General features: G+C 68.2%; 7 protein-coding genes. 3 read left to right on the forward strand and 4 right to left on the reverse strand.

Annotated features, from left to right (window positions below; translation table 11 throughout):
- Positions 1 to 19 precede the first annotated feature (19 nt).
- Positions 20 to 775: a phosphoglyceromutase gene (locus ACTIL2_RS06865; protein ID WP_442336708.1), complete on the reverse strand. Its 756-nt coding sequence runs from the start codon at positions 773 to 775 to the stop codon at positions 20 to 22.
- Positions 776 to 1,038: 263 nt separating this feature from the next.
- On the opposite strand from ACTIL2_RS06865, the gene ACTIL2_RS06870 reads away from it, so the two are divergent.
- Positions 1,039 to 1,557, forward strand: a complete 519-nt coding sequence (locus tag ACTIL2_RS06870) for a DUF5946 family protein (protein WP_442336709.1) — start codon at positions 1,039 to 1,041, stop codon at positions 1,555 to 1,557.
- Positions 1,558 to 1,562: 5 nt separating this feature from the next.
- Here ACTIL2_RS06870 and ACTIL2_RS06875 read toward each other — a convergent pair whose 3' ends face one another.
- The 3 genes from ACTIL2_RS06875 to ACTIL2_RS06885 form a co-directional block, all read right to left on the reverse strand.
- Positions 1,563 to 2,147 carry a YbjN domain-containing protein gene (locus ACTIL2_RS06875; RefSeq protein ID WP_442336710.1) on the reverse strand — a complete coding sequence of 195 codons (585 nt, stop codon included), beginning with the start codon at positions 2,145 to 2,147 and terminating at the stop codon, positions 1,563 to 1,565.
- Between the two features lie 13 nt (positions 2,148 to 2,160).
- Positions 2,161 to 3,519 (reverse strand): D-inositol-3-phosphate glycosyltransferase, encoded by a 1,359-nt coding sequence (gene mshA / locus ACTIL2_RS06880; RefSeq protein ID WP_442336711.1) that lies wholly within the window; start codon positions 3,517 to 3,519, stop codon positions 2,161 to 2,163.
- 159 nt (positions 3,520 to 3,678) lie between these two features.
- A complete protein-coding gene (locus tag ACTIL2_RS06885) occupies positions 3,679 to 4,842 on the reverse strand; it encodes a UDP-N-acetylmuramate dehydrogenase (protein ID WP_442336712.1) in 1,164 nt (387 codons plus the stop codon).
- A gap of 23 nt (positions 4,843 to 4,865) precedes the next feature.
- Here ACTIL2_RS06885 and ACTIL2_RS06890 point away from each other — a divergent pair, with 23 nt between their 5' ends.
- Positions 4,866 to 5,363, forward strand: a complete 498-nt coding sequence (locus tag ACTIL2_RS06890) for a DUF2505 domain-containing protein (RefSeq protein ID WP_442336713.1) — start codon at positions 4,866 to 4,868, stop codon at positions 5,361 to 5,363.
- Positions 5,364 to 5,458: 95 nt separating this feature from the next.
- The coding region (locus tag ACTIL2_RS06895; RefSeq protein WP_442336714.1) for an LmeA family phospholipid-binding protein at positions 5,459 to 6,020 on the forward strand (562 nt) is incomplete at its 3' end.

Consider the following 6,020-nt stretch of genomic DNA (forward strand, 5'->3'; position numbering starts at 1 on the left):
CGTCCACTTGCGCCGTCTGCTACTTTCCGCCCTGGGCGGCAACCGCGGCGGCCCCTGCTTCCGCGGCCTCCGGGTCGAGGTACTCGCCGCCGGGATTCAGGACGCTGCCTTTCTCATCCACCCTGTAGACCAGCGGGATGCCGGTGGGGATGTTCAGCCCGGCGATGTCGTCGTCGGAGATGCCGTCCAGGTGCTTGACCATGGCACGCAGCGAGTTGCCGTGGGCGGCGACCAGCACGGTCTCCCCCTTCTCCAGCCGCGGAAGGATAGAGGTCTGGTAGTAGGGGACGAGCCGGTTGACGACGTCGAGCAGGCACTCGGTCTTCGGGACCTCGGCGAGCCCGGCATAGCGCAGTTCGCCGGCCTGCGAGTAGTCCTCGCCGTCCTCGAGCTCGGGCGGCGGGGTGTTGTAGCTGCGACGCCAGGCCATGAACTGCTCCTCGCCGTACTTCTCCTTGGTCTCCGCCTTGTTCAGGCCCTGCAGAGCACCGTAGTGGCGCTCGTTGAGGCGCCAGTCGCGGATGACGGGTATCCAGTGCAGGTCAGCCTTGTCCAGGGCCAGGTTCGCGGTGGTGATCGCGCGGCGCAGGACGGAGGTGTACAGGATGTTGGGGGTCAGTCCGGCGTCGGCGATGAGCTCGCCGCCGCGGACGGCCTCGGCACGTCCCTGGTCGGTGAGGTCGACGTCCACCCATCCGGTGAACTGGTTGGATGCATTCCATTCGCTCTGGCCGTGGCGGAGCAGGATCAGTGTGCCGTGGTTGTTGTCGCTCATGGTTCCCCATTCTGCCACGCTCCAGCGCACGGCACCGTGAACAACGGGAGAACAGCCACCACGGAAAGGGGGTCTCAGTCTCCCGTCAGCCGGCGCATCGCGGCCGCGATGTTCGTGGAGTCCAGCGGGGCGTTCGCCCTGCGTCACGTGCCGGTGAGTGCCGAAAGCCCCTGAGGAATCTCCCACGGAAGTGATGACAACTGGCACCTGTGCACACCAGCGGTATGCGTGACACTGAAGGTGTGAACGAAAGGACCGACACCATGAACCCCACGACCACCTGCCCCGAGTGCGGTGCCGGGTGGGAGAACACCACCTGCACCGGCTACTTCCACGAACTCCTGGCCCTGGACCATCAGCGCCTCCAACCCTGGGGACGTTTCCACGGCCTCAACGTCGCCTGCTACCTGCTGCAGCACCCGTCGCAGCTGGACGGTGCCCGGCAGCACGACCAACTCGGTGCGCTGTGGCAGATGCTCACCGTGTACCTGACGGAAGGCATCGACGGGGTCAACGCCCTGGAACGCCAGCGGGTCGAGGGAGGGATCCCGTCCTTCGACGCTCCGTCCGGCATCAGCGTGCCGGAGCGTGTGCGTACCCCGAGCGTGACCATCAAGGACGTCGCCGCCGAGAGAGTGGGGGTTGCGACGGTGGGCGCCGCCCCCGGGACCACCCCCGGCGCCGATACCGGCCCCGGCGGCATGTTCCCCGCCCGCGGCTTCGAGGACCGGATGCACCTGTGGGTGCTGTCCATCGCCGCGGAGCGCGGGCTGGGCTCCTGACCGGCCTACGGAACAGGCGGGGCCGGAGGCGTCGGAGGAACCTGCTGCGCAGCCTGCCCCGCCCGCGCCTCACGCTCGGCACGCCGCTCCTCCTCGTAGCCGGGACGCAGCCGCTGGAAAGCCTCCAGGTTCTTCGTCGGCTCCCCACGGTCCAGGCGCCACTCCCACTCGCGGCGGATCGACGTCTCGAACCCCAGCTCCAGGATGTGGTTGAAGTCCCCGTCGGCGAGCTCCAGGATCTGGCCCAGGACGCGCTGCACATCCTGCGCACTGGTGGTGTCCGAGAACTGTCCGGCCAGGTAGATGTCGTTGTTGTTGTCCAGGGTGTAGTGCACACCGATGGCCTTGCGGTTGTGCTGCAGCAGCAGCCGGTACACCTCGGCGTGCGCCTCCTCGACGGCACGGCACACGAACGCCTCGACGCGGAACATGCCGTCCTGCGGGATGAACAGGGCATTGGTTTTCAGCCGCCGTTCACCGGGCAGGACCACGACGGCGGCCTCGCCCTTCGAGGGATCGCCCTCTCCCCCGGCCACCTCGTAGTCGACCTCGGCGGTGTCCAGGAGGTCCGTCAACTGCTGCAGTTCCATGGCACCGAATCTACTACCCGGCGGCGTCCGACGTCGGTGTTCCACTGGGGTTCCTGGAATGCAGGGAGGTCAGCGACACCGCCGGTTCCGCGCACCGGCGGTCCGTCCACCGGTCGACGATCCGCTGGTACTCGGCGATCAACCGCTCCACGGTCACGTCCCAGGAGTAGGTGGCGGCGTGCTCCGGGGCAACGTCCGACATGGAGTTGCGCAGGTCGTCATCGATGACCAGCCTCTCCAGCGCGGCTGACCAGTCCGCCGGCTCGTGCCCGTCGACCAGCAGCCCGCTGACCCCCTCGGTGACGGTCAACGGCAGACCGCCGACGCGCGCGGCGACGACGGGGGTCCCGGACGCCTGGGCCTCCAGCGCCACCAGCCCGAAGGACTCGTTGTAGCTGGGCACCGCGATGATGTCCGAGGCCTGGTAGACGGTCACCAGTTCCTCGGGGGGACGGGGCGACAGGAAGCGCACGTAGCCCGACACCCCCAGTTCGGCGGCGAGATCGTGCAGTTCATCCGGACGTTCCAGCCCGGTCCCGGACGGTCCCCCGCAGATCACCACGCGGATGTTCTGCTCCGGGTGCCGCCGGACCAGGTCGGCGGCGGCACGCAGCAGGATGTGCGGCCCCTTCAGCATCTGAAGGCGCCCGATGAAGGCGATGACCTTCGCCCGCAGCGGGATGCCGAGTTCACGGCGGGAGCGCTCCGTCGCCCGGTCCGAGCCGGGGGTGAACCGGTGGACATCCACGCCCGGGGACACCACCGCCAGGCGGTCGGGGTCGGCGTCGTAGGCGGTGACCAGTGCATCCGCCTCGTCCGGGGTGTTGACGATGATCCGGTCGGCGTTGTCGATGATCTGCTGCTCACAGATGCGCCGCGACTCCGGCTCCGGGGTGTCACCCTCCGCCAGACCCAGGTTCTTCACCGCCGCCCAGGTGTGGGCGGTGTGCACCAGCGGCACGCCCCACAGGTCCCGCAGCAGCCAGCCGACCTGCCCGGAGAGCCAGTAGTGGGTGTGGATCAGGTCGTAGCGTCCTGCCCCCGTGCGGTCGGACGGGTCCCCGTTGCTCCCCGCCTCACGCCGCACGAAGGACAGGACGGACCCGGTGAACGCGGCGAGCTGGGTGGGCAGCGACTCCTTCGGCAGTCCCTCGAACGGGCCGGCAACGCAGTTGATCACCCGCAGCCCCGGTGACACGTCCACCACCTCGCCCTGGGACGCGCGGGTGGCGCGGGTGAAGACGTCCACCTCCACGCCGTGCGACACGAGATGCTCGGCGACGTTCCGGACGTAGACGTTCATCCCTCCGGCGTCGCCGATCCCGGGCTGTTCCAGCGGGGAGGTGTGCATGGAGATCATCGCGACGCGCATAGCGTCCCAGGATACCCGAGCGCCGTTCCCCGTCGCGGGGCCGGACATCCCGCGATCGAAAACTTTCGCACCCTCAGCGAAGTCGACACCAAGGGAATAACTCCCTGACCAGCTCATATCACATCGTGGGACGGGGCGGGAGTGCGAAAGTTAAGGGTCCTACCCGTCGATCTCGACGCCGATCCACACCGGCTCCGGTTCCAGGGTCACACCGAAGACGTCCCGGACCCCGTCACGGACGGCGCGGGCGAGCTCCACGATGTCGCCGGACGTGGCCTCCCCGCGGTTGGTCAGGGCCAGCGTGTGCTTCGTCGACAGGGTTGCCCTGCCGTTGCCCTCCGGGTGCCAGCCCCTGGTGAACCCGGCGCGCTCGATCAGCCACGCCGCCGACAGCTTCTCGCCGCCGTCCGCGGCGAAACGCGGCATCTTCGCCGCGTCCTCCGCACCGCGTGACTCCGTGACGAGGGTCTGGACGGAGTCCGCCAGATCCGGCGGGACCACCGGGTTGGTGAAGAACGACCCGGCCGACCAGGTGTCGTGGTCGTCGGCGACCAGCACCATCCCCTTGCCGTGCCGCAGTTCGAGAACCGTGGAACGTACGTCGGCGACGGGACGGCGCGGGCTCGCCTCCTCCGCCGTCACCCCGAGGCGGCGCGCCAGCTCCCCGAAACGCAGCGGGACGCTCCGCCCATCCGCGGTCAGCTGGAACTCCACTGCGGTCACCACCGCACGGTTGGTGAACTTCAGGTTCGAGTAGCGGTAGGCCAGATCCAGCGACTCCGGGGGCACCCAGGACGTCTCCCGTGTCGACCGGTCGAAGAGCTGGATCCGGTGCAGCGTCTGCGAGACCTCCGCACCGTAGGCCCCGACATTCTGCACGGGTGTGGCACCCACGGAGCCCGGGATCCCCGACAGGCACTCCAGACCGCCGAGGCCTGCATCCACGGTCTGCGCGACCAGGTCGTCCCAGACCACGCCGGCGAAGGCACGCACCAGCCCTGTACCGGTGTCGATTGGCACGGGGGACGCGACGTCCGACGTCCCCCCGGACGCCAGCACCACCGCAACCAGATCACCCACGTCCTCCCCGACCACCAGGTTCGATCCGCCGCCGACGACCAGGAGCGGGATGCCCGCGGCGTCCAGCTCCCCCACCACCTGCGCGATAGCATCCGGCGTGTGGCACACCACGGTCGCGGCCGGGGCACCACCGATACGCAGTGTCGTCAGCGAGGCGAAGTCGGCGTCCGGCACCTCCACACCCGGACGGGTGCCGATGGAAGCGATTGTTGACGCGACAAATCCAGAATCAAGAGAACTCACCCCGTTAACGGTAGTCTGTCCGCATGACAACTCACATCGAAACCTCGACGACCGTCAACATCCCCGCCGACAAGGTCCTCGCGGCACTCGGAACCAAGGAGTACTGGGAGTACGAAACGGCCAACATCGCCGACGAGCCCGGCGAGGTCGCGGAGTTCTCCAGCGACCCGATCAACGTCGTGCTCTTCGAGGTTCTCTCCGCGACCGCACTGCCCGAGGCAGTTCGTTCCATGGTCTCCCAGGACCTCAAGCTCAAGCGCACGATCTCCTTCGGCGCCCTCGAGGACGGCACCGCCACCGGCGAGATGTTCTCCGAGATCAAAGGTGCCCCGGTGAAGTTCGAGGCCGAGCTGACCCTCATCGGGGAGGGCGACTCCACCACCTTCGAGGCGGAGGTCGACATCGACGTCACCATCCCCATGATCGGCCCGGTCATCGAGCCGAAGGTCGCCGACTACGTCCGCGACATCGTGGTCAACGAGGCCAGCCTCGTCGAGAAGTGGATCACCGAGAACAACTGATCCACCTGTCAGGCCGCTGACGGTATCCGTAGAAACGGGTCCAACCCCCGCCCCGCCTGTAGCGCCGGGGGACGTTCATAGTCCAGACTGGTCCGGTGACTTACTCAAGCAACGCTGATGCCTGGGGCGACGGTACCGGTGCCGGCGCCACCGCCCCCACGCCGAAGAAGAAGTCCGGCCGCTGGTGGAAGATCCTCATCGGCGTGGTCGTTGTCCTGGCGATCCTCCTGGTCGTCGCCGAGTTCGGCCTGCGCGCCTACGCGAAGAACACCGTCGCCGACGAGATGCGCTCCTCCCTGGAGAAGGACGGCACCGAGCTCTCCGAGGATCCCAGCGTGAGCTTCGGTGCCTCCCCGCTGCTGCTCGGTCTCGCACAGGGCAAGATCCCCTCCTTCGAGGCTACGGTCCCCTCCACCATGAGCGTGTCGTACGAGGACAGCGACGAGTCGCGGCCCATGGTCTCCGGCCAGCCGGAGATGACGCTCAACGCCAAGGACATGGAAGCCAGCGGTGATGACCCGGTCGTCGGCGAGCTGACGGTGGACACCGTCCTGCCGCCCGAACTCATCCAGGCGGAACTGCAGAAGTCCGAGGCCGAGGGCGGTGGTGCCGAGGGTGGCGCCGACGCCGAGAACGCGCAGGACGACGGTGGCGCCC

The organism is Corynebacterium sp. (assembly GCF_052107835.1).
In the GTDB taxonomy this organism is placed as follows: Bacteria; Actinomycetota; Actinomycetes; order Mycobacteriales; family Mycobacteriaceae; genus Corynebacterium.